Source organism: Xanthomonas sp. NCPPB 1068 (genome assembly GCF_041479385.2).
Classification (GTDB): Bacteria; Pseudomonadota; Gammaproteobacteria; order Xanthomonadales; family Xanthomonadaceae; genus Xanthomonas; species Xanthomonas cannabis.
The window spans coordinates 1,574,607-1,600,830 of sequence record NZ_CM192986.1 but is presented as its reverse complement, the minus strand read 5'-3'; the positions used below and the strand labels follow the sequence as shown (position 1 = coordinate 1,600,830).

Below are 26,224 nucleotides of genomic sequence, written 5' to 3'. Positions count from 1 at the left end.
GCGGCATCGCGAAGCGTGGCGCTTCGCTTATCGCGCCTGCGGCGGTTGCCGGGCTTCCCAGGCGGCCAGCGCCTGGCGGTAGCGGGCCAGTTCCTCGGCATACAGATCGTGCACGCACAACGGGCAACCGCTTTCGCAGCACTCGTTGGGGGCCGGCGCCTGTGGCGGTTGCGGACGTGGATCGGCGGTGGAAACGGCGCGCTCGTGCATGCGGCCATTGTAGCGTGCGCACCTGCAGCGCCCGGTTGATGCGAACCGCCCGCTGCGGACAGTTCAGCGGCCCAGGCGCCGCCGCAGGTTGGCCCGCGCGGCAGCATCCAGGCGCGCGTGGAAGTAGTCACTGAGAAAGATGCGCGGACGCTTGAGCAGGCCGGCCAGGAAGCGGCGGCGATTGAGCCGGAACAGCAGCGCGGGGACATGGCCGCGGTACTCCTCGGCAATCGCCCGGTCGTAGGCATCGAAGACGTCTGCCGGCGCCGCCAGGATCGCCATATCGCAATCCAGAAACAGCGCCGCCTCCTGGTCAACGTCCTGCGGCTCGAGCTGGCCGTGCCGCGCAGTGAGCAAGATCAGCGCCTGTACGCGCTGCAGATCCACGGCGGCCTGCGGCCACCAGCGCGCACTGCATTCCAGCGCCCACGCCGCCGATTGCGTCTCGTTGTCGCTGCGCCCGGGTTGATATACCGCATCGTGGAACAGCACCGCCAGCCACACCTCGGCCGGCTGCTGCCAGCCCGGCCCGCTGGCGACCTCGGCATAGTGCTGCAGCAGCGCGCGCACGTGGCCGAAGTGGTGATAGGCGCGCGGCGGCGTGGCATAGGCCTGCTCCAGCGCGGCCAGGTGATCGGCGTGCAACGGCAGGGGCGTTGAAGTGTCCATCCGTGCAGGCTATCGCACCCGGGCCTGCGTCCCACACACAGGCGCTCAGCGCAGCGGCCAGCGTCCTTCGAACTGGTAGCGCGACTGGCCGAGGAAGCTGCGTACCAGCGCAAACTCGCGCACGGTCCACGCAAGCGCGTCGCAGCGCCGTTGCGGCACGGTCTGATTGCAATACAGCAGCGTCATGTGCGGCGTGTACTGGGCATCGCCGGCAATGCCCACATGCGCCAGCTGACGGCCCAGCGCGCCCTGCAACTCGTACAGGCCGCGTACGCGCTCTTCGCCGCGCAGCACGCAAGGCAGTTGCGACCGCCGTCCACCGAAGGTACCGACCCGGTCGAACTCCACCTCGAACGCCTGCAACGCCACACGGTCGGCGGCCTGGCTGGCACGGCTGACCAGCGACGGCGGCAAACCCCCGGCATAGTCGCCAAGATGGTGCAGGGTCACATGCAGGCGGTCGCGTGATAGCGGCTTTCCATCGACCCCGCCTTGCAGCAGGCCCTCACTGATACGACTCGCGCGTTCGGCAGTGTCCGCATCGGCCATCACCGCAAAGAACAGCCGCTCGGTCGTCTTTTCTTCCCCCAGACCGAGCGACAACTGCGCTTCGGCCGATGACAAATACAGAAACTGCTGCTTCATGGGTAAGTCCACGACCGCCTGCGCAGGCCTGGGTGAAGAAGGGCGGCGGATACTAGCAGACACGACGCGCGGCGAATACGCCGCCTGCCATCGGCTTCAACGTGGAACGCGATACTGACGTGGAACCGCCATCGCGCGTTTTCGCGTTGTCGCTTCGCATCGGACACAAAAAGAAACGGGCAGCTTGCGCCACCCGTTTCCCGCCTGTATCGGTTTACTCCGGAGCTGCATCAACCCAGATGCACTTCGGACGCGCCGCGCTTTTATGCGGCGCTCTTCATCGCGTGCTTGCGGTTACGCATCACGTCGTGACATGCGCGCACTTCCGGCAGCAGACGCAGTGCGGCATCGCGCGCGGCGGCCGGCGTGTCTGCATCGGCAATGGTTTCGTCGAACGCCTTCAGCAAACGATCTTCCGATTCTTCCAGCTCGGCCACGTAGCCGTACTTGGTATCGCCCAGCGTTGCACGGACCTTGCCGTAGAACTGCTGCATGCTGCCGACCATGGTGCCGTGCTGCTCCGGCGTGCCGCCCACCGAGGTGACCACGCTGCTCAGGCTGCTCACGATGTCGGTCTTGACGCCGGCAATGCGGCGGAACAACGTTGCAAGCTCTGCATCGCCCACCTTGGACGCCGCTTCGTCGTAGAAGTCCTTGCCGTCACGGGAAATGGCGATGAGGTCGTTGAGGCTGTGCTCGGTCTTGCTCTGAATGCTCATGTGTCGCTCCTTGTTGGATGGGCCGCGCTGCACGGGGGTGCAATGCGCCGGCTTTCGGGGAGAAGCGCAATCGATGCGTTGATTGCGATGCCTTGCGTTGTGTACGGCCTCATCCTGGGCTCGCACCCATAATCGACATGTGAGCAATGTGGGCGTCATCCTCACGCGTTCGTGCGGCCGATGAATCGCGATTCATCGATGCCAACGGCGCATCAAGACCCTTTCGGTTGCCGGCTGGCCCACATGTTGTCGACCAGGTTCGGGTACGGCCGCCCGGCTGCTTCGGCGCGTTGTCTTGCCGCTGCCTTCTGGGCGTCGGTCAGTGGCGTCGAGGCGCGTTTGGACGTCGGATTGGAGCGCTTCCACGGCGGTGGCGTGAAGTCGGTCATGGCGCGGTCCTGCTCGCTTGTGGTCAAGCGCGCAGTCTCGGGCGCGTACCGTGAGTTGGCTGTGGATGTGGCTGGCATGCGCGGTTGGCATCGCCGCTCCGACAGCGAGCACGCGCGTCAAGGCACGGCACTGCAGTGAGGCCTTGCGCCACGTGTCTGTGTGCAGCCGAGTGCCGGGGATGATGAGTGGCATGCAGCAGCACGCAACGCGCAGGCCATCGATCGAGATGCGCGCCCGTGCACGCCGGGCGATGCGTGCGGCCGCCCGGCGCACTTGCTCAGCAGTTGGTCGCCAGGCTGCGCTGGCGCTGCTCCTGCCACACCGCACATGCGTACACCAACAGTCCGCCGAGCGCGGTTGCTGCACCGACATAGCCGGTGGATGTCCAGCCCCAGCCAGCGGTGATCGCCATGCCGCCCAGCCAGGGGCCCAGGGCATTGGCGGTATTGAATGCGGCATGGTTCGAGGCCGCTGCCAGCGTCTGCGCCTCGGCCGCCACGTCCATCAGGCGCGTCTGCAAGGCCGGCGCCAGCGCGCCCATCGTGCCGACTGCCACGATGGAGACGAACACCCACTGCCCCGCATGCGCGGCCATCGGAAAGGTCAACATGACCACGATCGACCACACCAGCAGCACCGGCACCGCACGGAACTGCATCCGGTCGAACAACCAACCGCCGGCAATGCTGCCGAGCACACCGCCGACGCCGAACGCCGCCATGGCCAGCGGAATGCGTGCCGGTGCCACGCCGGTAACGGCAGTGAGGGTCGGCGCCAGATAACTGAAAACGCAGAACATGCCTGAAAACCCGACGGCTCCGATCGCCAGGGCCAGCCACACCTGCGCCCGATTGAACGCACGCAGCTCGCGCAGCGGCTGCTGGCGCGGCTCATCCGGTGCGGGCGGCAACAGCGCGGCCACCGCGGCCACCGTCCCCAGCGCGATGACCGAGACCGAGGCATACGACCAACGCCAGCTGACGACCTGCCCCAGCCAGGTCGCCAGCGGGTTGCCGACCAGCAACGCAACGCTCAACCCCAGCAGCACGCGCCCGACGGCGGTGGCGCGCTGGTTGGGCGGGCTGATCGAGGCTGCCACCAGCGAGGCGACGCCGAAATACGCGCCATGCGGCAAGCCGGCGATGAAGCGGCACACCAACATGGCGCGGTAGCCGGGCGCCAACGCACTGGCCAGGTTACCCAGTGCGTAGAACACCATCAGCAGTAACAGCAAGGTGCGTCGCGGCCAGCGCGCGCCCAGGATCGCCAGCAGCGGTGCGCCGACCACCACGCCCAAGGCATAGGCGCTGATGACATGGCCAACCTGCGGCTCGCTGATCTGCAGGCCCTGCGCGATCTGCGTCATCAGGCCCATGGTGGAAAATTCGCTGATGCCGATCGCAAAGCCGCCCATCGCCAGCGCGAGCAGGATCAGCACGTAATCGCGGCGCGGCACGCGCGGCGCGGACAGCTCGGTATCGGACATGCCCGACTCCAGAATGACGGGGCAGCTTATTATTGTGCAATGCAGCATTCGACGAAAGGCCGCACGTCACAGCGATGCCGCGCCAAGGCCTCGCGGGTCACGGTTCGCTCGGCTTGGATGCCCGCAGAAGACGCTGTGTCCTACTGACGCTGCTCGAATCCCGCCCGCCGCGCCACCATCGCTGTGGGGCACCGCGATCGTCGTGGCGCCGCGCCTTGCGTGTGATCCCAAACACTGGTTGCTGATGTCCAAATCCACTGAATCTCCGTTGTTCTCCCCGGTGCGCCTGGGCGCGCTGGATCTTGCCAACCGCGTGATCATGGCGCCGCTGACGCGTAACCGCGCCGGTGCCGGGCAGGTGCCCTCGCCGCTTGCCGCCGAGTATTACGGCCAGCGCGCCACCGCCGGCCTGATCGTGGCAGAAGGCACGCAGATCAGTCCGCTCGGCCAGGGCTACCTGGACACGCCCGGCATCCACACGCCGGAACAGGTCGCCGGCTGGCGCACCGTCACCGATGAAGTGCATCGCCGTGGCGGCAAGATCGTGCTGCAGCTGTGGCATGTCGGCCGCGTGTCGCACACCAGCGTACTGCCCCCCGGCGAAGTACCGGTCGCGCCCAGCGCCATTCGTGCCGAAGGCAAGACCTACACCCAGAACGGCTTCGAGGATGTGTCCGAACCGCGCGCACTGGCGCTGGATGAAATCCCCGCGCTGATCGAGGACTACCGCCGTGCCGCACGCAACGCGATCGACGCCGGTTTCGATGGCGTGGAAGTGCATGCCGCCAATGGCTACCTGCTCGACCAGTTCCTGCGTGACAGCGCCAACAAGCGCACCGATGCCTACGGTGGCGATATCGAAAACCGCACCCGGCTGCTGATCGAAGTGGTGCAGGCCATTGCCGACGAGATCGGTGCCGAGCGCACCGGCGTGCGGTTGTCGCCGGTCACTCCGGTCTATGGCGCGCACGACTCCGACCCGCAGCCGTTGTTCGAACGTGCGGTGGAGCGGCTGAACCTGATCGGCGGCCTGGCCTTCGTGCATGTGATCGAAGGCGCCACCGGTGGCCCGCGCGACAACATCGCCTTCGATTACGCGGCGCTGCGCGCCAAGTTCGACGGTGCCTGGATCGCCAACAACGGCTACGACCGCGCCATGTCCGAACAGGCCATCAGCAGCGGCTATGCCGATGCGATCGCCTACGGGCGCCCCTTCATCGCCAACCCGGATCTGGTGCGTCGCCTGCGCGAGAACGCACCGCTGGCCGAGGTCGATCAGGCCACCATGTACGGCGGCGGCGCCAAGGGCTACACCGACTACCCCGCACTGCCGGAGTGATCCTGTAGGCACACCGGCCGGCCATTACCGCATCCAGCGCGGCGATGGCCGGCCGGTGGCGCGTCGCGTCCGCGCACCACGCACTGCCTAAGCGCTCTCTTTCCGCATCCATCGCAGTGGCCGGTTGGCCGCATGGACCGCACCGACAGGTTCGCTTCGCACGTCGCTTGCGCGCCGTCGCCACATGACGCGCACAGCGCTCCCCGCTAGCATCCAGGCAGCCCCTGATCCTGGAACGCCCATGCGCCGCCTTCTTCCATTTGCGCTGCTCTGCACATTGCTGATCGGTGGCCAGGCGCTGGCCGTGCCGTTCTGGGGTGCGCGCCAGTCCAGTCCCGCCGACACCCTGCCGGCCCAGCTCAAACCGGGCGAATGGATCTGGGGCGGTGTCAGTAAAGGCTGGGGCCCGATGGCCGTCATCGTCAGCCTCACCGAGCAACGCGCCTATGCGTATCGCAACGGCATCCTGATCGGCGTGTCCACCATCAGCTCCGGCAAGCCCGGGCACGAGACACCCACCGGCGTGTTCACCATCCTGCAGAAGGACAAGGACCACCGCTCCAATCTCTACAACGCCGCACCCATGCCGTATCAACAGCGGCTCACCTGGGACGGCGTGGCGCTGCATGCCGGCGGCCTGCCGGGCTACCCGGAGTCGCATGGCTGCGTGCATCTGCCATCGGAATTTGCCCGGTTGCTGTTCGACAATTCCAACATGGGCATGGTGGTGGTGGTCGCGCAGGCCGGTGTCAGTGCCGACGATGTGGTGCATCCACGCGCGCTCAGCCCGATCGACCCGACCACCGGCGCCGAGCGCCCCGTGTTGCCGCTCCCCAATGGCCAGGCATTTGCCTGGCAACCGGCGCTGGCGCCCACCGGCCCGATCTCGATGCTGATCAGCAGCACCGACCAGCAATTGGTGGTGTACCGCAATGGCATGGAGATCGGCCGCGCGCAGGTGGCCTTGCACGCACCCCCTGGCGCAGCGCCGCTGGGCACGCAGGCCTTCATCGTCGGCCAGGGCTTCCTGCCGGGCGACATTCCCGGCCTGCCCGGTCATCGCATGCCCAACTGGATGCGCATCGGCATTCCCGGCAGCGCTGCGGCGGCAGGCCAGGCGCTGGATGCCGACACCATTGCGCGCCTGCAGGTGCCGCCGGCATTCCTGGCCAATCTGCTGCCGCTGCTGACGCCGGGCGTGGTGTTGGTCGCCACCGACCAGCGCATCCTGCCGGAGACCACCGGCGGCAAGCTGCAGGTGCTGGATTCGGACCCGCCCGACACGCCGTAGCGCACGTGCACACCAACGCGTGGCGCAGGGTTCGCCAAGCTCGGCTTGCCGATACGGCGCCCACGCCGTGTAGGGCCTGCCTGGGTGTGCCGGCTTGATCGCGGCACACGCCCGCGTCCCGCTGCCGGGCGATTGTCACGGCGCCGACGCCGGCACATGATGCAGCCATCTCATTGCCAAGGATGTGCGTGATGCGCCTGCTCCCTGTGGTCCTGCTCGGCACCAGCATCATGGCCTGCACGGTGGGCGGCGCAGCGGCGCACTCCCCGCGCCCTGCCGCGCCCGGTCCCGAGTGCCTGGATGCCCGCCAGGTGAGCGAGCTGCATCAGACCGATGCGCGGACCCTGGCCGTTGCCGAACGCGGCGGCCGCCTGTTCCGCCTGCAATTGGCACAGGACTGCCCGCGCCTGACCGTGCACGCAGACGCCACCGTGCTCGCACCGCACGGTTGGGTCTGCAATGGTGCACAGGCATCCGTCAGCACCGGGCAGCAACGGTGCGCGATCAGCCAGGTCGCCCCGCTCAGTGCACGCGACTACGCCAGCATGGCCCGTCAGCGGCAGGCCGACGGCATCCCCACCCTGGACGGCGTGAGCGTGCGGCAAGCACGTCGTCGCAACTTCGCCGGCTCCGCAAGCTATTGCTTCCAGCCCGGCATGGTGCGGGCGTGGTCGGAGGACGCGCAGGGTCTGGTGGTGGAAGTGTCGCCGCGCCATCCCGGCACGCACCGCCATTATCGCGTCGAATTGATGGACAGCTGCCGCGAGCTCAGCGGCGCACCGCCGATCCGCTTCGTATCCGGCATGGGCCTGAATGCGATTTGCGGCAACCCCGGCGACAAGGTCGACGTGCTCGACGAAATCGGCATTGCCGGCGCAGGCGTCGGCGCCGGCCAGCAAGGCGACCTCAGCACCTCGCGCGGCGGCAAGTTTTCGCGCATGCGCCAAAGCTGCACAGTGGCGGCGGTCTACCCGCGCGATTGAGCCGCCACACCCGGCGCAGTACCAGCCTGGCAGGACACGCTGGCGCGTGGCGTGGTGCGATCGGTACCGCCATCGCGCTGAGGCGCGTCACGCGCGTCATGCCGCCGGGCGGCTCGGGCTGCGCACGAACCGCAGGCGCATGCTCGCGCGATATGAGGCGTTATCGGTGTGCCTGTCGCGCTCAGATGCGCTCCTACGGGAGCGGACTCAGGCTTTACGCAGAAAACAGGTCTTGAGCACCAGGCCCTTGATCTTTTCCGAGTTGCCTTCGATATGTTCGGCGTCGTCCTCGACCAGGCGGATATTGCGGATCACCGTGCCCTGCTTGAGCGGAATCGACGAGCCCTTGACCTTGAGATCCTTGATCACCGTCACCGTGTCGCCGGCCTGCAGCACATTGCCGTTGCTGTCGCGCACCACGGTCGTGTTCGCGGCGACCTCGGCTGCGCTCCATTCGAAACCGCAGTCCGCGCAGATCGACAAGGCGCCGTCGGCATAGGTGTTGTCCTGGCCGCATTGCGGGCAGGCGGGAACGGTAGACATGCGATTCCTTGATCGAAACGGGCGTGGATTGTAGCGCCACGGCCGCGCGATCACGCATCCGGCACGGCGGCGGCGCGATAGTGCAGCGCTTATCGAATGTCCTGCAGGTTGCGCGTGTCCAACGAGCCAGTACACCCCGCGCCAGGCGCCGCACCAGCCGCCCCGGCGCCCGGCAACGCGCCTGGCGCGCCAGGCCATCCCGACAGTCCCGCAGAGCGCCCCGGCAAGCCCAAGGGCGCGCATTTGGTCGTCTACGTCGCGTTGGCCGGCAACCTGGCCATTGCGGTGGCCAAGTTCATTGCCGCCGGAATTTCCGGCAGCTCGGCCATGCTCAGCGAGGGCGTGCATTCGCTGGTGGACACCGTCAACGAGGTGCTGCTGCTCTATGGTCTACGTCGCGCTGCGCAGGCACCCACGCCGACGCATCCCTTCGGCTACGGGCGTGAACTGTATTTCTGGAGTTTCATCGTCGCGTTGCTGGTGTTTGCGATGGGTGCCGGCGTGTCGTTGTACGAGGGCATCGTGCACCTGCGTCACCCCGAGCCGGCCAAGAGTCATCTCATCGCGTATTGCGTGCTCGGCGTTTCGATCGTGTTCGAAGGCATTTCCTGGATCGTGGCACTGCGCGAATTCCGTGCAAAAAAGGGCCGCATGGGCTACTTCGAAGCATTTCGCCAGAGCAAGGACCCCAGCACCTTTACCGTGTTGCTGGAAGACAGCGCCGCATTGATCGGCCTGTTCATGGCCTTGCTCGGCCTGGCCGGTGCGCAGCTGTTGGACATGCCCGAACTCGACGGCATCGCATCGATCGGCATCGCCGGCGTGCTGGCCTTCACCGCTTTCCTGCTGGCGCGCGAGACCAAGGGGCTGCTGATCGGCGAGCCGGCCCATGCGCACGTCACCGACTCGCTGCTGCGCATTGCCGCCAGCGACCCGGACGTGCGCGCCGCCAACGGCGTGCTGACCATGCAGATGGGCCCCAACCAGGTCGTTGCCGCATTGAGCGCGGAATTCGAAGACAGCCGCAGCACGCCGCAGATCGAAGCCTGCGTGGGGCGCATCGAAGCCGCCGCCAAGCGCCAGCATCCCGAAGTCACCGCGTTGTTCGTCAAACCGCAGACACCGGAAACCTGGCGCGCACGTCGCGCGCAGATCGAACGCGGCGCGCAGACCGAGTAGGCAACCACGTGTACGGGCTGCAGCCACTACAGGTGCCGCAATGGTCGCGACATCAGCGGCGTTGCCGGTGAGCGGAGTGCCGCGCAATCGCGGTCAACGTCAGGCCCGGGCCGCTGCCGCACTTTCCATCGGGCCGCAGCAGGGTCGGTCCTCACCCCGTAATGCCTGCCGCACGTCCACAGCGATGCACGACGACGGCCAACCTGATCCTCGCCCAACCGCAGGTTCCGCAGCGGTTGCATGATCCGGTGCGATTGCCTACGGTGTGGGTGCAGCACCTCTTGGCATCGTGAATCAGCCGATGCACTTCCCCCTCGATCACCCGCATGGAGGTTTCCAATGGAAATCAGCCAGGGTCGCGTTGCGACCATTCACTACACCCTTTCCGACGACAGCGGCCAGGTCCTGGACCGTTCTACTCCCGACACCCCGTTGAGCTATCTGCACGGTGCCGGCAACATCGTGCCCGGCCTGGAGCAGGCGCTGGACGGCCGGCGCGTGGGCGACACACTCACCGCCGACGTGGCGCCCGAACAAGGCTACGGCCCGCGCCACGAGCAGCTGATCCAGCACGTTCCGCGCGAGGCCTTCCCCACCGATGTGGACGTGGTCCCGGGCGTGCAGTTCGAAGCCCGTACCCAGCAGGGCCCGGTGCTGGTCACCGTCACCGAGGTCGGCCCGGAACAGGTCACCGTGGATGGCAATCACCCGCTGGCCGGCCAGACCCTGCACTTTGCGGTGGAAGTGCTGGACGTGCGCGAAGCCACCACCGATGAGTTGAATCAGGGCCACGTCGACGACATCGCCGCCTGATCCAGTGCGTCGCGTGCCAGCCGGCGCGCGGCGCATCGGCCGGCGCGCCGCCGCTGCACGCCGGTCTGGACGGCAGCTGCGGCGGCCGTAGTAAAGTGCGCGGCCCGCTTTGAAGGCCTGTCTGCATGAAACTCGGCATCGACTTCGGTACCAGCAACTCCGCCGCCGCCGCAATCGTCGATGGCCAGGTGGAACCGGTGCGCTTCGGCGACGCCTTGCAGTTCCGCACCACGGTGTACTTTCCCGAGACCATGCGCGACCCGGAGGATTTCAATCTCACGCCCGCGCTGGAATACGAGATGGAGCGGCTGATCGACTCCGCGCGCCGCGACGCCACCGCCGCCGGCCGCACGCCGAATCAGGACAGCCTGCGCCGCGAAGCGCTGCGCATCGTGCGTCGCCAATGGATGGAAGAACAGGTGCGTGAGCCACGCAGTTCGGCGGCGCTGCTGCAGAACGCGGTCTACGGCGACGACGCGCTGGATGCGTACTTCCTGGAAGGCGAAGGCAATCTGGTGCAAAGCCCCAAATCGATGCTGGGCTACAACCTGCACCCGCGGGCCCGCCAGACCATCACCGGCATCGCCACGCACGTGCTGGAGCACATCCGCCTCACTGCCTCGCGCCAGTTCGATGTCACCATCCGCAATGCCGTGATCGGCCGCCCGGTGCAATTTCGCAGTTCGATCGGCGAAGCCGGCAATGCGCAGGCGCTGGAGATCCTGCAGACCGCCGCCATCGCAGCCGGGTTCGACAGCGTGGACTTTCTCGAAGAACCCGCCGCGGCCGCCATGCACTACCACGTCAGCCACGACGCCCGGCACGACACCGTGGTGGTGGACATCGGCGGCGGTACCACCGATATCGCCCATGCCAGCGTGGGCGGCAGCGCACCACCGCAGGTGCATCGCGCCTGGGGGATCGCGCGCGGCGGCACCGATATCGATCTGGCGCTCAGTCTGGCCGCCTACATGCCGCTGTTCGGCCGCGGCATCACCCGCGTTCCGGCGCACCATTACGTGGAAGCGGCGATGGTGCAGGACATGACCCGGCAACGCGAATTCCGCCTGCACACGTACCGCGACGTCCCTGCCCCGTTCGACACCCGCCTGCAGGCCCTGCAGGACACCGGCAACACCGCGCGCCTGTATCGCGCCGTGGAAGCCTGCAAGATCGCGCTCAGCGAGCTCGACCAGCACCAGGCATCGCTGGAGTTCATCGAACGCGCCCTGCACGTGGACGTGCAGGCCAGCGCACTGGTTGCGTCCGCCTCGAACTACCTCCAGGAACTGGCAGGACTGCTGGCGCAGGTGCGCGCCGACCTGCCCACGCCTCCGGCCACGCTGTTTCTCACCGGTGGCATGTCGCGTGCCGGCTACATCCGCGACACGGTGGCGGCGGCATTTCCGGAATCGCGCATGGTGCACGGCGATCCGTCCTTCGGCGTGGTGCAGGGCCTGGCCTGGGCCGCGGCGGGCGACGCCCGTCCGTCGGAGCATTAACACAAATCGGTACTTGGCGCCTATAATACGCGGTTGCTGCCTGACGCCCCGCCGTCTTGTCTGCAAGGCACGCCCGCCGTGCCGCCGCGATTGCGCACCGAACGCACTCGCACCTCTCGACACCGCTTCCGCGCGCGCCACCCTTGCCGCATGCGGTGTCCTTGCACTTCCCCGCTACAGGAGGCCACATGGCACGTCCCGCGACCAAGCAGAAATCCCAGCCCAGCATCGCTCGCAGCGAAGGCAAGTCGCAGCCGCTCAGTCGTGAGCGTATCGCTGCCGACATCGCCGCGTTCCGCAAGACCGGCGGCCGGATCGAAGTGCTCACCACCAACTTCGGCCCCGCGCGCAACGATGGCGACAAGATCGGCTGAGCGGCAGACAGGCTGCCGTCGATGCCCGCCGCTACGCGTGCAGACCGGTAGCTGCCTGCAAGGGTTGCCTTGAAGTGTTGAACCGACGTGCCACCGCAAGGTGGCACGTTTGTTTCCGGCCTTCTGGCGTCATCGGGGCGTACCGACCCGGAGTGCGACTCCAGTGTGATGCCACCGTTCGCCGCGCCGAGCGTCGCAGGCAGGCGCTTTGCCGGCACGGTTGCCCGGCCGTCGCCCTGGCAGCCACCGAATGATGTGTCGCCACTGAAGACATACGCATCCAGCGCCGCTCACATCTCGCGCGGCGCGCCCGGCGCAGTGCCGGATGAGCATGCATTCATCCCACGCATCTGGTGCACGCAGGGCGCACCATTACAATGGCGGCTCTTTTGCTTTCGCATGATGTGATGTCCGCGCCCGACGCCTTGCCCGCAATGATCCGAAGCCTGTTGCCGCACTGGAATCCGGAATGGCTGGCGGTTGCGGTGCCCACCATCAACATCGTCCTGATCCTGGCGGCTGCCGCGCTGACGCGGCTGCTGCTGCGACAGCTGCTCCGGCGGCTGTGCGCGCATTACAACGTGCCTGTCGAGATCACGATCGGCATCCGACGTGTGGGCAGCTTCGTGATCTCGCTCAGCGCCGTCCTGATCTCATTGCATATCCTCGGTGTCTCCACCGGCGTGCTGTGGACCGCCTTCACCAGCTTCGCGGCCGTCGGCGCAGTGGCGTTCTTCGCTGCATGGAGCGTGCTGTCGAATATCTTCTGCACCTTCCTGATCATCACCACGCGTCCGTTCCGGCTGCACGATCACATCGAGCTGCTGGAAGGCGGCGACAAGCCCGGCCTGAAAGGCCGCGTGATCGACATCAACGTGATCTACACCACGCTCGAAGAAACCGGCGACCATGCCGGCAGCGTGCTGCAAGTGCCCAACAGCCTGTTTTTCCAGCGCACCACGCGCCGTTGGCGCGAGAGCAGCGGCTTCAACGCCAACTGAGTGCAAGAGACGCCGCTGCGCTCCGCGCATTCCCGGAGCCTTGCCGCGCGTGCATCGCGTGTCCAGCGCTGTAGCGCATCGGGCCATTGCACACCAGGTCGCCCTTCGGTCCAGCTTCAACGCCACTGGTTCAACGCAGCTGGCTGTCCTTGCTGCCACGACGGTTGAAGCCACTCTGCGCACCCTGCTCCTGGTCATGCGCTTGCTGGCACTGCACACATAGATGCACGCCAGGCACTGCCTTGCGACGCGCGTCGGGAATCGGCGCATCGCATTCCTCGCAGTGGGTCAGGCTCGGGCCCTGGTGCAGCTGGCTCCGCGCACGCTTGATCGCGTCCTCGACGGTGGCATCGATCTGGTCCTGCACCGCCCCATCACCCGCCCATCCGGTTGCCATGGTCGTCTCGCCTCGCTGGTCAGGCAGACACTATGGTCATGGCCACAGGCAAATCCAAGCCAGCCGTGCACAGTGTCCTCAAGCCAGGTGCTCTACCATTCATTCATCCGCACCCGTCATCCGCACCTACGAGGGATTTGCAATGGAACAACCGGTCCACCCCTTCTCCGAACTGTTCGCCCAGCTCGGCTTGCCATCCGATGAAGCCAGCATTCGCACCTTCATCGCCGAGCATTCGCCGTTGCCGGGCGACATGCGCCTGGAAGAAGCACCTTTCTGGACGCCGGCACAGGCACAGTTGCTGCGTGAAGAGCGTCTCGACGATGCCGACTGGATCGTGACCATCGATCAATTGAACATCGCGCTGCACACCACAGCGGACGACACCGGCGTCTGACCGACCGCCCTGTGACGGTCGAGCCCGGCAGCGATCCTTGCGGTTGAGTTTCGCCCCAAAAAAAAGAGCGGCCAATGGCCGCTCTTTGCGTAACTGCAGCCGACGGCACATGGCGTCCGGCTGCGGGTTGCGCGTCAGGTCACCTTCTTGGCAATCGTCATGCCCAGCACAAACAGCACGATGGCAATGATGATGCCGGCCCAGAACAGGAACTTGGCAATCCCCATCGCAGCGCCTGCCATCCCGCCGAAACCGAGCGCACCGGCAATCAGTCCGATGATGGCGAAAATAATGGCCCACTTGATCATGTTGTCGTCTCCTAATCCGGCACAGCGCCGTTGTTCGATCGTGTGCTTGCGACGCGTCGCCGCAAAACATGCGCTGCACGCTACCGATTCCGGCGTGCCGCATTCGTGAATACGCATGACACACGCTGCCACATTGCTGCGTTGCGCAGTATCGGCGCCCCGCAGAGGCGGGGGCGTGCGGATCGCCATTGACCGCGCGTTGACGTGGCCAGAGCGCCGCCGTGTGAATCACCGCGCGTGACCGCAGCACCATCGCAGCCGTCACGCCGGCTGCATCCTTCGCCCGGCGCACGCCCGCGTTGCCGGGCGACACCCGTTGCCATCCACCGCGTTTGGAGAGCTGCGCGCCACAGTCCAATGACACGGATTAGCCAGCGTCCTCCGCATGCGCGATCATGGAGTTCTCGCAGCCTGCATTGGCCATGGACACTCTTCGTTATCTCGCCGGTTATCCGCCCGCCGTCCTGGATCAGGTGCGCGCGCTGATAGCGCAGGACAAGCTTGCCGCAGTGCTGGCGCGACGTTACCCCGACCGGCACACGGTTCGCACCGATCGTCATCTGTACGACTACGTCAAGGCAATGAAGGAGCGCTACATGCGCTCATCGCCCACCTTGCACAAGGCCGTGTACGACAATCATCTGCAGGTGGTGAAGCACGCGCTGGGCACCCACACCGCCATCTCGCGCGTGCACGGCGGGCGGCTCAAGGCCAGTCGTGAAATCCGCATCGCCTCGGTATTCCGCGACGCGCCCGAACCCTTCCTGCAGATGATCGTGGCCCACGAATTGGCGCACCTGAAGGAGGCCGATCACAACAAGGCCTTCTATCAACTGTGCAACCACATGACATCGGACTATCACCAACTGGAGTTCGACCTGCGCCTGTATCTGACCCAGCTGGCGCTGGAAGCGGGCGGCTGATCGCGCCGTGTCGGGTGTGGGCTTAGGATGCAGGCATGCCTGCATCCTCTCTCGCACAGCTCACCCTCGCTGCACACAGCCGGCAGCCGGCGGCCATGAATGCCTTGGCGCAGGCACTGGTCCGCGCCGGCCAGCCAGAGCAAGCCCTGGCCTGGTACGCACGCGGTGCGGCCGCAGGCGATGTCACCGCCCGGATCGAAGCCGGCCGCCTGCTGGCCTACGGCATCGGCTGCGCAGTGGATCTGCGGCAGGCGCTGACGCATTGGGAAGCCGCCGAGCGCCAGGGCGCCGCACAAGCGGGGTACCTGTTGGCCACGTGTGCCGTCACCGACGATCCGCTTGCGCTGGAGCCGCAGGCGGTCGCACGCCTGCACGCCGCCGTTGCGGCCGGCTACCCGCCCGCCCTGCGTGCCCTGGCCGTGCTCCACGGCCGCATCGATCATCCGCACCAGCAGCAGCGCTGCGTCAGCCTGCTGGAGCGCGCAGCGGCGGCCGGCGATGCGCCTGCGGCCGCCCTGCTGGCCGAGCGACTGCTGCGTGGCGAGGGCGTCCCGGCCCAGCCGGAGGCCGCCGCACGCCTGCTGCAACAGCTGCAGCAGGTCGGCGTCGCGGCACTGCCGGCCGTCCACGTTGCGCCACCGGACCGTGCCGACGACGGCGGCCCCGAGCGTGTCCGCTTCACCCCGCGCGCGATGCCGACGCGCCGTCATGCCGCCCCGCTGATCGAAGAGCATGCGGCCGTGCTGTCCGCCGACGAGTGCCGCTTGCTGATCCTGCTGGCGCAGCCGCACCTGCGTGCCTCCCAGGTCGTCGACCCCGATGATGCGCTGACGCACCGCACGCCGATCCGCACCAGCCGCGGCGCCACGCTGGACCCGGTGCTGGAAGACTTCGCCGCCCGCGTGGCGCAGGCACGGCTGGCGGCCTGCGCGCAGCTGCCCCTGACCCACGCCGAGCCGCTGTCGGTGCTGTGTTATGCACCAGGAGAGCATTATCGCGCGCATCGCGACTATCTCCCCGCGGCCAGGGTCGCGGCAGATCGCCCGGCGGCCGGCAATCGCCTGCGCACCGTCTGCGTGTATCTCAATGCGGTCGAGGCAGGTGGTCAGACCGATTTCCCGGTTGCCGGCGTCAGCGTGCAACCGCGCGCCGGTTCGGTGGTGTGCTTCGACAACCTGCACGCCGACGGCCGCCCCGATCCCGATTCGCTGCATGCAGGCCTGCCGGTTGTGGTTGGCACCAAGTGGCTGGGGACGCTGTGGATGCGGCAGCAGCGCTATCGGGATTGGTGAACAGATTCATGCACGCCCCCCTGCCGACGTGGTTTAAAATGTTGCAGCGCGACGTGATCGGACAGGGTCTGCAGACGTCGCGTTTTTTGTTTCCCATCGCTCGGGTCCACGCCCGGCCTCAGGGAAGGCACATCACGCAGCCCCGCGGAGCCTTCGATGCTTTTCGAAACCCTCGATACCACCGGCCACGAGCAGGTGATCTTCTGCCACAACCGCGACGCCGGTCTGAAAGCCATCATTGCCCTGCACAGTACGCAGCTGGGCCCGGCCCTGGGCGGCGCGCGCATGCGCCCCTATCCCAATAGCGAGGCGGCGCTCACGGACGCATTGCGGCTCAGCCGCACCATGACCTACAAGAACGCGCTGGCCGGCCTGAACGTGGGCGGCGGCAAGGCGGTGATCATCGGCGACCCCAAGACCGACAAGAGCGAGGCGCTGTTTCGCGCCTTCGGCCGGTTTGTCGACACCCTGGGCGGGCGCTACATCACCTCCGAAGACGTCGGCACCGACGTCAACGACATGGAGCAGATCTACCTGGAGAGCGAATACGTCACCGGCGTGCATCAGGTGCATCGCGGCTCCGGCGACCCGGCACCGTTTACCGCCTATGGCGCGCTGCAGGCACTGATGGCCTCGCTCAATCGCAAGCTCGGCCATGAGGAAGTGGGCAAGGCCAGCATCGCGATCCAGGGCCTGGGCCACATCGGCATGGAGCTGGTGAAGCTGCTCAAGGAACGCGGCGCCAAACTCTATGTGGCCGATCTGAATCAGGCGCTGGTGGATCGCGCGGTAGCCGAATATGGCGCCGAGGCGGTGCGCCCGGACGAAATCCACCAGGTGTCCGCCGACGTGTTCGCCCCCTGCGCGCTGGAAGGCGCAATCAACGAAGACACGTTGCCGCAGCTCAAGGCCAAGATCATCTGCGGCACCGCGAACAATCAGCTCGCCAGCGCGGCCATCGGCCAGGAACTGCACAGGCGCGGCATCCTGTATGCACCGGATTATGTGGTCAATGCCGGCGGTGTCATGAATGTGTCGCTGGAAATCGATGGCTACAACCGCGAACGCGCCATGCGGCTGATCCGCAGCATCTATCACAACCTGGAAAAGGTCTTCGACCTGTCGGCCAAGCTGGACGTGTCGCCGCAGCAGGCGGCCGATCAGATAGCCGAAACGCGCATCGAGGCCATCAGCAAACTCAAACTGCCGCTGGGCCGCACCGCACCGCGCTTCCTGCACAAATTACGCGGCGAATAAGCGCGTCCGGCGGGCGGGCCGCGCCTGACAGGTTGCGCGCGTCCGCGATCGCCGCCACGCACACGGCGCCCGGGCATTGCACCCGGGCGCCGCAGACACCGATCAGAAATCGGCGCTGTACTTCAGGCTCAACGCGCGGTCGTCGCCCCGTTCGCCCACCCGCTGGTCGTACCCGAAACGCAGCTGGCTTTGGTGCCCCAACGGCGCAGAGGCGGCAAGCCCGAACACAGCGCCCGAGCGTGCCGGCTGCATGCCGCGCAAGGGGGCCCACGCCTCGACGCCATTGAAGCTGGCGTCCAGCATCAGCCCCTGGCTGCTCAACGCCTGCTGCCACTCGGCGTAACCGCCCAGCTGGAGGCCGCGCCAGCGGTAGGCAGAGCGCAGGCCAGCCAGCATCTGGGTGCGCGATGAGGTGCTCGCATCGGCCCGCAGGCCGAAACCATCGCCGCCACTTTCGCGAAAGCCTTCGCTGCGCAAATGCACGTAGTCCAGGCCCATGTAAGGCGTCAACGACGCCGCTGCGTGGCCCAGGCGATAACCGGCTTCCAGATTGCCGCTGAGATAGCTGGCGCTGTAATCGCTGAAGGCGCTGCTGCGTTCTTCGCCCAGTTGCAGGCTGCGTTCGATCTGCCGGTCGACGTTGCCGACGCCCAGCTGGCCCAGCGTGTACGCCGGCCCCCGTGTCGTCCCCCAATAGAGCTGCGCCTGCACCTGCCGGTCGCGGCCGCGTGCAGCGTCCAGATCACCGAGGCTATTGGAACGTGTTTCGCCAAACGCAAACCCGGCCACGGCGCCTGATGACAGACGCAGGTCGTTGCCCATCATCCAGCCGGAGCTGGCAAATCCTGCCGTGGTCACTCCGCCCTCGCCCGGCCCGCCCAGCGCACGCTGCCAGGTGCCCAGCATGCGCGGTTGCTGCGACAGACCATCGAAGTGCGATGCCAGGGCGCGCCGCCCCAGATCGATGGTGTCGAAGGTCATCGCCGCAGACGCCGCATGCGCATGCCCGGACAGACTGCGCAACGAATCGGCTGCCGCCTTCGCATCGGGTGCCTGCTGCAACGCCGCCGCAGCACGAATGAAGCCGCTGCTGATGCCAGCGCTGCCCTGCAACTGCTGCGCGTCCACTTTCTGGAAAGCCTGCTCCACGCGGATGGCAGCGTCCATCGACGCGGTACCGATCGCACCCAGCGATGCGGCAACCGCCGTGACATCCATGCGTTGCAGCGACACGAATGCGGTGTTGGCGTCGTAGCTGCGCGTGGCCGTCAGGAACGTCACTGCCGGCCCGCCGCTGACCGTATCGAAGGTACCCTGCAAGCCATTGGTCGCCTGCAGGACCGCGTAGGTCGTATTGTCGGCCACGTACGCACGCCGGCCGAGCAGTTGCAGATCGCCGGCGATGGTCGCGGTGCCGGTCACGTTCAAGCGGTCGCCCACGTTCACGGCCAGACGGCCGTTGCTGGCCTGCGTGTAGTTGCCGTCGACCGTCAGCACCGCACTGTTCACCTGCACGGTGCCTGCGTTGGCGAGCGCGCCGCCGATGCGGCCGGCGCCAATCAACGTGGCGCCATTGGCAACGCCCACGCGCGCACTTTGCAGACTGGCGGTTTGCAGGGTGCCGCCCAGCACCTGCGTGTCGCCGCTATAGGTATTGGCCGTGCTGCCCAGCACCAAGGTGCCGGTACCGCGCTTGGTCAGGCCGCCAGCGCCACTGATGTCGTTGGCCCAGGTGGACCGCAGCGTGTTGACCGTGACGTCGACCGTGCCCCAGTCGAAACGCGCCGGCCCAAGCACCGCCTTGCCCACGTTGAGCAGGCCGTAACCGAACACCGGATCGGCACCTGTCGCGCCCAGATCGGTGGCCGTGCCCAACAAGGTCTGCCGCACCAGATCGTTGGTGAAGTACGGAAACGCCTGCCATACCAATGCCGCTGCGCCCGATACCAGCGGTGCGGCAAACGAGGTTCCGCTACCGTAGAAATAGCTGACGTTGCCGGCGGTGGCGTCCGGATCGACGAACAGCGAGGTGCCCGGTGCGACCAGGCAATACCGCATCGCCACGCCACAGGCATTGGAGTACGACGCCAGCTGGGTGGGATTGGCGGTGTCCAGCGCGCCGACCACCAGCCAGCCGCGCTCCAGATCCGCCGCCGGCAGCGTCCCGTTGGGACCCACCTGACTGGGCAACGCTGCGGTATCGGAGGGCTGGGATCGCGACTCGTTCCCCGAGGCAAACACCACCAGACCGTCGTTGCCGATCACGAAGGAGCGGTATTCCTGCGCGACCTGATTGGTGACCGCTGGATTGTTCCAATACAGACCGCCCCACGAATTATTCATGATGCGCACGCCAGCACCGATCAGATCGGTGTGCACCGGTGCCAGGCCGAGCGGCCCATCGAGCTCGTTGCCTTGGCCACTGCCATCGTCCACCGGCGCGCGGTCGTTGATGATGCGCGCCGAGACCAGGCCGGCGCCCGGAGCGATGCCGCCAGGCCACTGGCCAACCGCGCGCCCGGCGGCAAGCTCGGCCACCGCCGTGCCATGGCCTACCACGTCGCCGACCGCGACGTTGTTGGTCCGTGGGTCGACGTGGATGAAGCTGTCGCTCACGCGCCCCTGCAGGGCCGGATGATTGGCGTTGATGCCGCTATCGACCACGCCGATGCGGTAGCCGGCGCCGGTAAAGCCCAACGCCTGCGCAGCGCGCGTGTTGGTCAACGCCAGATGCGCGTCGATCGCAGGCTCCGGTGTCGGTGCAGTCACCGGCGGCGGTGGCGGTGGCGGCGACGTAGGTGGTGGCGGTGGTGGCGGCGAGGTCGGTGGCGGTGCGCTGGGGGTGGTGGGACGAATCCCGCCTCCGCCACCACCGCCGCCACAGGCGGTCAACGCCACAGCCAACGCCGAGGCCAGGACGGTCCTGGCGACGTCTCTCTTCTTCATTGCGTATGTTCTCCCCGAACCCATTCCATGGATGGGCCCCATCCCGGGCCCTGACCGCATCATATACACCACGGCCGCGCCGCTGTCGTCGCACTTCAGCTTGCTGGCGCGAATCAGCCGCGAGGCAGATAATCGTTTCACTTTAAACGGTATCCGCTCATGTCCGACATCGTCATCGTTGCTGCCAAACGCACTGCCATCGGCTCGTTTCTCGGTCAATTCAATGGTGTGCCGGCACCCACGCTCGCCGCCGCCGCCATCGAAGCGGCGCTCGCGCAATCGCAGATCGCGCCGGCCGATGTGTCCGAAGTCATCGTTGGCTGCGTGCTGCCGGCCAATCTCGGCCAGGCGCCTGCACGGCAGGCCGCGATCGCCGCCGGCATCCCTACCTCCACCGGTGCCACCACCATTAACAAGGTGTGCGGCTCGGGGATGAAGGCGATCATGTTCGGGCACGACCTGATCAAGGCCGGTTCGGCCAGCATCGTGGTGGCCGGTGGCATGGAGTCGATGAGCAACGCGCCGCATCTGCTGCCCAACTCGCGCACCGGCAACCGCTACGGCAACTTCCAGGCGGTGGATCACATGGCCTGGGACGGGTTGACCAACCCGTACGATGGCCAGGCCATGGGCGTGTTCGGTGAGGCCACGGCGGAAAAGTTCGGTTTCAGCCGCGCAGACCAGGATGCCTTCGCGATCGCTTCGGTCGAGCGTGCGCAGGCGGCGCAGCGCAGCGGCGCATTCGCCGCTGAAATCGTTCCGTTCACGGTGACCACGCGCAAGGGCGCGGTGGTCGTCGACAGCGACGAGCAGCCGGGCAAGTCCGACGTGGCCAAGATCCCGACCCTGAAGCCGGCCTTCAAGAAGGACGGCACCGTCACCGCCGCCAGTTCGTCGAGCATTTCCGACGGCGCGGCAATCACGGTGCTGATGCGCGCGGACGATGCCCAACAGCGTGGCGTGACGCCACTGGCGCGCATCGTCGGCCACGTCACCCACTCGCAGGCACCGGAGTGGTTCACCACCGCACCGGTGTCGGCGATCCAGTCGCTGGTCGGCAAGATCGGCTGGCAACTGAACGAGGTGGACCTGTTTGAAATCAACGAAGCCTTTGCCGTGGTGCCGATGGTGCCGATCAAGGAACTGGGCATCGCGCACGACAAGGTCAACGTGCACGGTGGTGCCTGCGCACTGGGCCATCCCATCGGCGCGTCCGGTGCGCGGCTGGTAGTGACATTGGTGAACGCGTTGCGCACGCGCGGAGGCAAGCGCGGGATCGCGACGCTGTGCATCGGTGGCGGCGAGGCGACCGCTATCGCTATCGAATTGATTTAATTGGTATTAACGTCGATTTTGCAAAGCTGAATGCGCGTACGCTTGACACTCGTCTTGTGGCCGTCATCATGTCGGGGGCGCGCAATAGCGCGTTGCCTAATCTAACGACGAGGATTGAAACAATGACCATCAACAAGCTGCTGATCGCAATGGCGCTGGGCCTGGCCCTGACCGCTTGCTCGAAGCCGGAACAGGCTCAGGACGCTGCTGCTTCGGCTAACGAAGCTGCTGCCGACGCTCAGACCGCTGCCGACCAGGCTGCTGCCTCGGGCTCGCAGTCGGCTGACGCCGCTCAGGCTGCTGCCAACACCGCCGCTGCTTCGGCCGACACCGCTGCTGACGCTGCCCAGTCCGCTTCCGGCGCCGCGACCGACGCTGCTGCTGAGCAGGCTGCCGACGCTGCCAAGACGGCTGAAAACACCGCCGAAGCTGCTAAGGACACCGCCGAAGAAGCCAAGAAGTAATCACTTCTTGACTCCAAGCGAGTTCGGAAAAAGCCGCTGGTTTCCAGCGGCTTTTTCTTTGCCTGCGATTTGCCGGGCAACGCGTCTGCTTCCACGCGCGACGGCCTGGAGGCCGCGCTCCCGGCCCTGTCGTCCGGCGCCCCGGGCCTGGGCCGCACCTTGACGCAGGCTGCATCGAGCCCTGCATAAGCTCCGCTCTCCAACACCGGAACAGGAACAGGACCACCTCATGAAGACGATCCGCATGCTGTCGTTGAGCGCCATTGCCGCCCTCACCCTTGCTGCCTGTCAGGGCCCCGATGCGGAGCAGGCGCGCCGCGACGCTGCCTCTGCCGCAAAGCATGCCGCAGCTGCTACCGAACAGGCCGCCGACCGCGCCGCAGTGCAGGCCAAGGCCGCCACCGCCGACGCCCGCGTGGCCGCACGCGAACTGGCCGCCGACGCCAGCCGTGCGACTGCCAATGCCGCAGACGCAACCGCCGACAAGACCCGCGAGATGGCCAACAAGGCCGAGCAGAACGCCGACAAGCACGACGCCGAGCATCCGCAGCACTAAGACCACGAGCAGTTATCAGGTAGGCATCGCCGGCCCGCATAGAGCATCGGTGTACACGCGGCACCTACCGCTTTCGCGCACCGGCCGCACCCGCCTGACTACTGCGCAGTAGATTCGTCAGCTGCCTCAAGCCGCATCTGTCCCCTGCGCTCACCGCCCCGGTGGGCGCAGGATGCGCCACGCTCGGCATGCGCACGCCGCCGGACACCTCCCGGCACCAGGCATGCCGACAAGCAACTTCCCGCTGTCCGCCACGGTGAACGCAGCACATCGCATCGCCGGCCTGCCTTCACTTTCGTGCCGGCGCGCACGTCTTGCGCCGCGATTGGGCTCGTGTTGTCGAGGCCGGCAGGCTAGCATCCTGCATGCCCTCATTCTTTACCTCGCGCCGCCGCAACCAGCTGGCGCTGATCTTCTCTGCGCTGATCTTCATCGTGATCGGCGTCGGCATCTTTGTCGGTGCGCGGCGTTCGCTGGCCGACGCGGCGCTGGTCTCGCACACCCATGAAGTGATCGGCCGAGTCGACGAGATCCAGGCACGCCTGCTGGATGCCGAATCCGCGCAGCGCGGCTTCCTGCTCACCGGCAACGATGCCTACCTGCTGGACTATCAGACCAGCGTCGAGCGCCTGCCGATCCTGCTAGGCAACCTGCGCCGGCTGATCGTCGACAACCCGTCGCAGGAGCAGCACCTGACCCAGCTGCAGGCGTTGGTGGAGGCGCGGCTGCGGCAGATCCAGCAGGTGCTCGATGTCTATGCCCAGGGCGGCCTGGAGCCGGCACGTGCGAGCATCCGCCAGAGCGCGTTCCGCACCACCAGCGCCATCCGCGAGCAGGCGCTGACGATGGTGCAGCGCGAGCAGGAGCTGCTTGCGCAACGTGCCGAAAGCAGCCGGCAGAGCGCGACCCTGTTGCTGGTGCTGGCGTTGGCCGGCATTCCGTTCGGCCTGGCGGTGGTCGGCACCGTGTATGCGGTGCTGATGCGCGAATTGCGCCATCGCGCGCAGGCCGAGCGTCTGGCGGCGCAAGCCAATCGCGAACTGGGCGACAGTGTCGGCGCGCTGCAGCGCAGTACCGCCGATCTCAACCTGCTGAGCCGTTACACCGGGCTGCTGCAGAGCTGCATCAGCGCAGAAGAAGCGTTGGTGGTCACCAGCCGCACGCTGGCCAGCCTGCTGCCGGGCGTTGCCGGCAGCGTGTATCTGCTGCGTGCCTCGCAGGATCGCGCCGAGGCGATCAGTCACTGGGGCGAGCCGCTGGTGCAGAGTGCACCGCATCTGCTGCCGGAAGAATGCTGGGCGCTGCGCCGCGGCCAGCCGCATGTCATCGACGACCTCGCCCGCGATGCGTTGTGTGCGCACATCGAGGAGCCGGGTGGCCAGACGCCGATCACCACCGCGTGCCTGCCGATGTCGGCGCAAGGCACCCAACTGGGATTTTTGTTTCTGTCCTCGCCCGGTCCGGGCCCGATGCCGCGCCTGGAGATCGCCGAGGCTGCGGCCGAGCAGTTGTCGCTGGCGCTGAGCAACCTGCGCCTGCGCGAATCGCTGCGCCGGCAGTCGATCCGCGATGCGCTGACCGGGCTGTACAACCGCCGCTATCTGGAAGAATCGCTCAGTCATGAGTTGGCCCGCTGCGCGCGACGCGGGCTGCCGCTGTCGGTGCTGATGCTGGACGTGGACCACTTCAAGCAGTTCAACGACAGCCAGGGGCATGCCGGCGGCGACCTGCTGCTGGCTGCGGTGGGCGAGCTGTTGCTGACCCGTCTGCGCGCCGAAGACGTGGCCTGCCGCTACGGTGGCGAAGAATTCACCGTGATCCTACCCGAGGCCGATGGCGAGGAAGCCATGCGCGTGGCCGAGCAGATCCGCGCGCAGATCGCGGCATTGGCGGTCACCGATGGGCAACGCGCGTTGCCGCGCGTCACCGCGTCCATCGGTGTGGCCAGTTTCCCGGCCGACGGCGAACTGGGCGCCAGCCTGATCCAGAAGGCCGACGCGGCGCTGTATGCCGCCAAGCATCGCGGACGCAACCGGGTCGAGCGTCATGGCGCCGGAGCGAGCAGGCCGGATTGACCCACAGGGCCAGAGCGGCGCGCTGTCGGTCTCGGATTGCGCGCTCTGTCACACAAAAGATCGATTGACGCAGCGATAGTCGGCCCAGACCCCCGAAGCGAGGCAGTCCGATGTCGATGTGGCGCGATCAAGGTCCCAACAAGAAAGACGGCGCTCCCGCAGCCCCGGAGGCGCCTGCCGCCGATGGCCGGCTGTTCAATGCCGACCCCGGCCCCGCCCCGCCGGTGCCGGCCGCCGCCGCAGCGCCCAGCGTCGTGCCGGCCGCTGCGCCATCGCAGCGTCAGGGCGAAGCCAAGGAATCGCTGATCGCCGCCGACATCAGCATCGAAGGCAAGATCGAGGGCGCCGGTCACGTGCGTCTGGCCGGCCGCTTCAAGGGCGACGTCAACGTCAAGGGCGATCTCACCATCGAACGCGGCGCCAAGCTCACCGGAGGCGTGCGCGCCAACAAGGTCATCATCGCCGGCGAGCTGGAAGGCAATATCGAGTCCGCCGCGCAGGTGGAACTGCAGACGTCCGGCGTGCTGGTCGGCGACGTCAAGGCCGGCAACCTCACCGTCGCCTCGGGCGCCCGCATGCGTGGCCAGGCCGACTTCGGCTGGGGCGAAGACGCCGGCAGCAAGCCGTCAGCCGCCGCCAAGGCCAGCGTGGGCGGCGACAGCACCGACGCCACATGAGTGCACCGCGCCCGGGCACGCCCGGCGCCACGCGCAGCTGTCCGCATTGCAAGGCCACGATCCTGGAAAGCGCGATCATCTGCCCTGCCTGCAAACACCACCTGCGCTTCGACTCGGCGGCTGCACAGCACGCGCAGCCGGCGCGGATCGTGCCGTTGAAGGTCGACGGCACCATCCGCCACCCCGCCGACGGCGATCCGTGGGAATACACCGTGGTCGTGGTGGTGCGTAACGGCAAGGGTGAGGAGATCCGCCGCCACGTGGTCGACGTAGGCGCAATGCAGGGCGGCGAGGAGCGTGGGTTCACGCTGGCCGTGGAGGCGATGGCGGTACGCGCATCCGGGCGGCGTACGCGGCATTGACGGGCTGCTTGCGGTAGCGCGTCACCATCGCCGGCACCGGCCATGGCGACTGTGCGTTGGCAATGCAGGCGCGGCATCGCGTCCGGTCCGC

At 67.0% G+C, this 26,224-nt stretch carries 27 protein-coding genes and 1 pseudogene; 18 read left to right on the top strand and 10 right to left on the bottom strand.

Annotation, left to right across the window (positions count from 1 at the left end):
• Positions 1-27: 27 nt before the first annotated feature.
• The 6 genes from ACCQ12_RS06885 to ACCQ12_RS06860 all read right to left on the bottom strand — a co-directional run bounded on the left by ACCQ12_RS06885 (position 28) and on the right by ACCQ12_RS06860 (position 4,119).
• Positions 28-210, bottom strand: a complete 183-nt coding sequence (locus ACCQ12_RS06885; RefSeq protein WP_047693696.1) for an oxidoreductase-like domain-containing protein — start codon at positions 208-210, stop codon at positions 28-30.
• A gap of 63 nt (positions 211-273) precedes the next feature.
• Positions 274-879, bottom strand: a complete 606-nt coding sequence (locus ACCQ12_RS06880) for an HD domain-containing protein (RefSeq protein ID WP_047693699.1) — start codon at positions 877-879, stop codon at positions 274-276.
• A 45-nt stretch (positions 880-924) separates the two neighbouring features.
• The gene (gene thpR / locus ACCQ12_RS06875; protein WP_166743320.1) at positions 925-1,524 is read right to left on the bottom strand and encodes an RNA 2',3'-cyclic phosphodiesterase; all 600 of its coding nucleotides are present in this window, start codon (positions 1,522-1,524) and stop codon (positions 925-927) included.
• A gap of 263 nt (positions 1,525-1,787) precedes the next feature.
• Positions 1,788-2,243: a PA2169 family four-helix-bundle protein gene (locus ACCQ12_RS06870; RefSeq protein WP_047693704.1), complete on the bottom strand. Its 456-nt coding sequence runs from the start codon at positions 2,241-2,243 to the stop codon at positions 1,788-1,790.
• 212 nt (positions 2,244-2,455) lie between these two features.
• Positions 2,456-2,632, bottom strand: a complete 177-nt coding sequence (locus ACCQ12_RS06865; RefSeq protein ID WP_372383237.1) for a hypothetical protein — start codon at positions 2,630-2,632, stop codon at positions 2,456-2,458.
• 278 nt (positions 2,633-2,910) lie between these two features.
• Entirely contained in the window at positions 2,911-4,119 is a 1,209-nt protein-coding gene (locus ACCQ12_RS06860; RefSeq protein ID WP_372383236.1) for an MFS transporter, read from the bottom strand.
• A gap of 244 nt (positions 4,120-4,363) precedes the next feature.
• On the opposite strand from ACCQ12_RS06860, the gene ACCQ12_RS06855 reads away from it, so the two are divergent.
• From ACCQ12_RS06855 to ACCQ12_RS06845, 3 genes are all read left to right on the top strand, one after another.
• Positions 4,364-5,458, top strand: coding sequence for an alkene reductase (locus tag ACCQ12_RS06855; protein ID WP_166751355.1), 1,095 nt, complete (start codon positions 4,364-4,366; stop codon positions 5,456-5,458).
• Between the two features lie 241 nt (positions 5,459-5,699).
• Positions 5,700-6,749 carry a L,D-transpeptidase gene (locus ACCQ12_RS06850; RefSeq protein WP_047693714.1) on the top strand — a complete coding sequence of 350 codons (1,050 nt, stop codon included), beginning with the start codon at positions 5,700-5,702 and terminating at the stop codon, positions 6,747-6,749.
• Between the two features lie 182 nt (positions 6,750-6,931).
• Positions 6,932-7,732 carry a hypothetical protein gene (locus tag ACCQ12_RS06845; protein ID WP_179455057.1) on the top strand — a complete coding sequence of 267 codons (801 nt, stop codon included), beginning with the start codon at positions 6,932-6,934 and terminating at the stop codon, positions 7,730-7,732.
• Between the two features lie 207 nt (positions 7,733-7,939).
• Here the strand turns inward: ACCQ12_RS06845 and ACCQ12_RS06840 are convergent, their stop codons facing one another.
• Complete coding sequence (locus ACCQ12_RS06840) at positions 7,940-8,275, bottom strand: zinc ribbon domain-containing protein YjdM (protein ID WP_104581570.1); 336 nt, start codon at positions 8,273-8,275, stop codon at positions 7,940-7,942.
• 216 nt (positions 8,276-8,491) lie between these two features.
• Between ACCQ12_RS06840 and ACCQ12_RS06835 the strand changes: the two are divergent.
• The 5 genes and pseudogenes from ACCQ12_RS06835 to ACCQ12_RS06815 all read left to right on the top strand — a co-directional run.
• A pseudogene (locus ACCQ12_RS06835) lies at positions 8,492-9,454 on the top strand (cation diffusion facilitator family transporter); the annotation flags it as partial.
• A gap of 339 nt (positions 9,455-9,793) precedes the next feature.
• Positions 9,794-10,267, top strand: a complete 474-nt coding sequence (locus tag ACCQ12_RS06830; protein WP_372383235.1) for an FKBP-type peptidyl-prolyl cis-trans isomerase — start codon at positions 9,794-9,796, stop codon at positions 10,265-10,267.
• Positions 10,268-10,392: 125 nt separating this feature from the next.
• A complete protein-coding gene (locus tag ACCQ12_RS06825; RefSeq protein WP_372383234.1) occupies positions 10,393-11,769 on the top strand; it encodes an Hsp70 family protein in 1,377 nt (458 codons plus the stop codon).
• 188 nt (positions 11,770-11,957) lie between these two features.
• On the top strand, positions 11,958-12,143 hold the full coding sequence (locus tag ACCQ12_RS06820; protein WP_029221706.1) for a hypothetical protein: 186 nt from the start codon (positions 11,958-11,960) through the stop codon (positions 12,141-12,143).
• Between the two features lie 407 nt (positions 12,144-12,550).
• Positions 12,551-13,144, top strand: a complete 594-nt coding sequence (locus ACCQ12_RS06815) for a mechanosensitive ion channel family protein (RefSeq protein WP_184439968.1) — start codon at positions 12,551-12,553, stop codon at positions 13,142-13,144.
• 130 nt (positions 13,145-13,274) lie between these two features.
• Here the strand turns inward: ACCQ12_RS06815 and ACCQ12_RS06810 are convergent, their stop codons facing one another.
• A complete protein-coding gene (locus ACCQ12_RS06810) occupies positions 13,275-13,541 on the bottom strand; it encodes a DksA/TraR family C4-type zinc finger protein (RefSeq protein ID WP_184386902.1) in 267 nt (88 codons plus the stop codon).
• A gap of 142 nt (positions 13,542-13,683) precedes the next feature.
• On the opposite strand from ACCQ12_RS06810, the gene ACCQ12_RS06805 reads away from it, so the two are divergent.
• The gene (locus ACCQ12_RS06805) at positions 13,684-13,938 is read left to right on the top strand and encodes a DUF2789 domain-containing protein (RefSeq protein WP_047693727.1); all 255 of its coding nucleotides are present in this window, start codon (positions 13,684-13,686) and stop codon (positions 13,936-13,938) included.
• A gap of 134 nt (positions 13,939-14,072) precedes the next feature.
• Here ACCQ12_RS06805 and ACCQ12_RS06800 read toward each other — a convergent pair whose 3' ends face one another.
• Positions 14,073-14,246, bottom strand: a complete 174-nt coding sequence (locus tag ACCQ12_RS06800; protein WP_003489471.1) for a DUF1328 domain-containing protein — start codon at positions 14,244-14,246, stop codon at positions 14,073-14,075.
• A gap of 422 nt (positions 14,247-14,668) precedes the next feature.
• Here ACCQ12_RS06800 and ACCQ12_RS06795 point away from each other — a divergent pair, with 422 nt between their 5' ends.
• The 3 genes from ACCQ12_RS06795 to ACCQ12_RS06785 all read left to right on the top strand — a co-directional run bounded on the left by ACCQ12_RS06795 (position 14,669) and on the right by ACCQ12_RS06785 (position 17,718).
• Positions 14,669-15,169 carry a M48 family metallopeptidase gene (locus tag ACCQ12_RS06795; protein WP_081419382.1) on the top strand — a complete coding sequence of 167 codons (501 nt, stop codon included), beginning with the start codon at positions 14,669-14,671 and terminating at the stop codon, positions 15,167-15,169.
• 35 nt (positions 15,170-15,204) lie between these two features.
• Positions 15,205-16,461 carry a 2OG-Fe(II) oxygenase gene (locus tag ACCQ12_RS06790; RefSeq protein ID WP_372383233.1) on the top strand — a complete coding sequence of 419 codons (1,257 nt, stop codon included), beginning with the start codon at positions 15,205-15,207 and terminating at the stop codon, positions 16,459-16,461.
• Between the two features lie 156 nt (positions 16,462-16,617).
• Positions 16,618-17,718 (top strand): Glu/Leu/Phe/Val dehydrogenase dimerization domain-containing protein, encoded by a 1,101-nt coding sequence (locus ACCQ12_RS06785; protein ID WP_184374031.1) that lies wholly within the window; start codon positions 16,618-16,620, stop codon positions 17,716-17,718.
• A 102-nt stretch (positions 17,719-17,820) separates the two neighbouring features.
• Here ACCQ12_RS06785 and ACCQ12_RS06780 read toward each other — a convergent pair whose 3' ends face one another.
• A complete protein-coding gene (locus ACCQ12_RS06780; protein ID WP_372383232.1) occupies positions 17,821-20,664 on the bottom strand; it encodes a S8 family serine peptidase in 2,844 nt (947 codons plus the stop codon).
• 159 nt (positions 20,665-20,823) lie between these two features.
• Between ACCQ12_RS06780 and ACCQ12_RS06775 the strand changes: the two genes are divergently transcribed.
• The 6 genes from ACCQ12_RS06775 (at position 20,824) to ACCQ12_RS06750 (ending at position 26,133) form a co-directional block, all read left to right on the top strand.
• The gene (locus ACCQ12_RS06775; protein WP_372383231.1) at positions 20,824-21,999 is read left to right on the top strand and encodes a thiolase family protein; all 1,176 of its coding nucleotides are present in this window, start codon (positions 20,824-20,826) and stop codon (positions 21,997-21,999) included.
• 122 nt (positions 22,000-22,121) lie between these two features.
• Positions 22,122-22,463, top strand: a complete 342-nt coding sequence (locus ACCQ12_RS06770) for a hypothetical protein (RefSeq protein WP_039406586.1) — start codon at positions 22,122-22,124, stop codon at positions 22,461-22,463.
• A 229-nt stretch (positions 22,464-22,692) separates the two neighbouring features.
• Complete coding sequence (locus ACCQ12_RS06765; protein ID WP_047694353.1) at positions 22,693-23,019, top strand: XAC1346 family secretion chaperone; 327 nt, start codon at positions 22,693-22,695, stop codon at positions 23,017-23,019.
• 365 nt (positions 23,020-23,384) lie between these two features.
• The gene (locus ACCQ12_RS06760; RefSeq protein ID WP_166750586.1) at positions 23,385-25,094 is read left to right on the top strand and encodes a diguanylate cyclase; all 1,710 of its coding nucleotides are present in this window, start codon (positions 23,385-23,387) and stop codon (positions 25,092-25,094) included.
• A gap of 110 nt (positions 25,095-25,204) precedes the next feature.
• Positions 25,205-25,771 (top strand): bactofilin family protein, encoded by a 567-nt coding sequence (locus tag ACCQ12_RS06755; protein ID WP_166750585.1) that lies wholly within the window; start codon positions 25,205-25,207, stop codon positions 25,769-25,771.
• Positions 25,768-26,133 (top strand): hypothetical protein, encoded by a 366-nt coding sequence (locus ACCQ12_RS06750; RefSeq protein ID WP_372383230.1) that lies wholly within the window; start codon positions 25,768-25,770, stop codon positions 26,131-26,133. Before ACCQ12_RS06755 ends, ACCQ12_RS06750 begins: the two co-directional genes overlap by 4 nt.
• Positions 26,134-26,224: the final 91 nt, after the last annotated feature.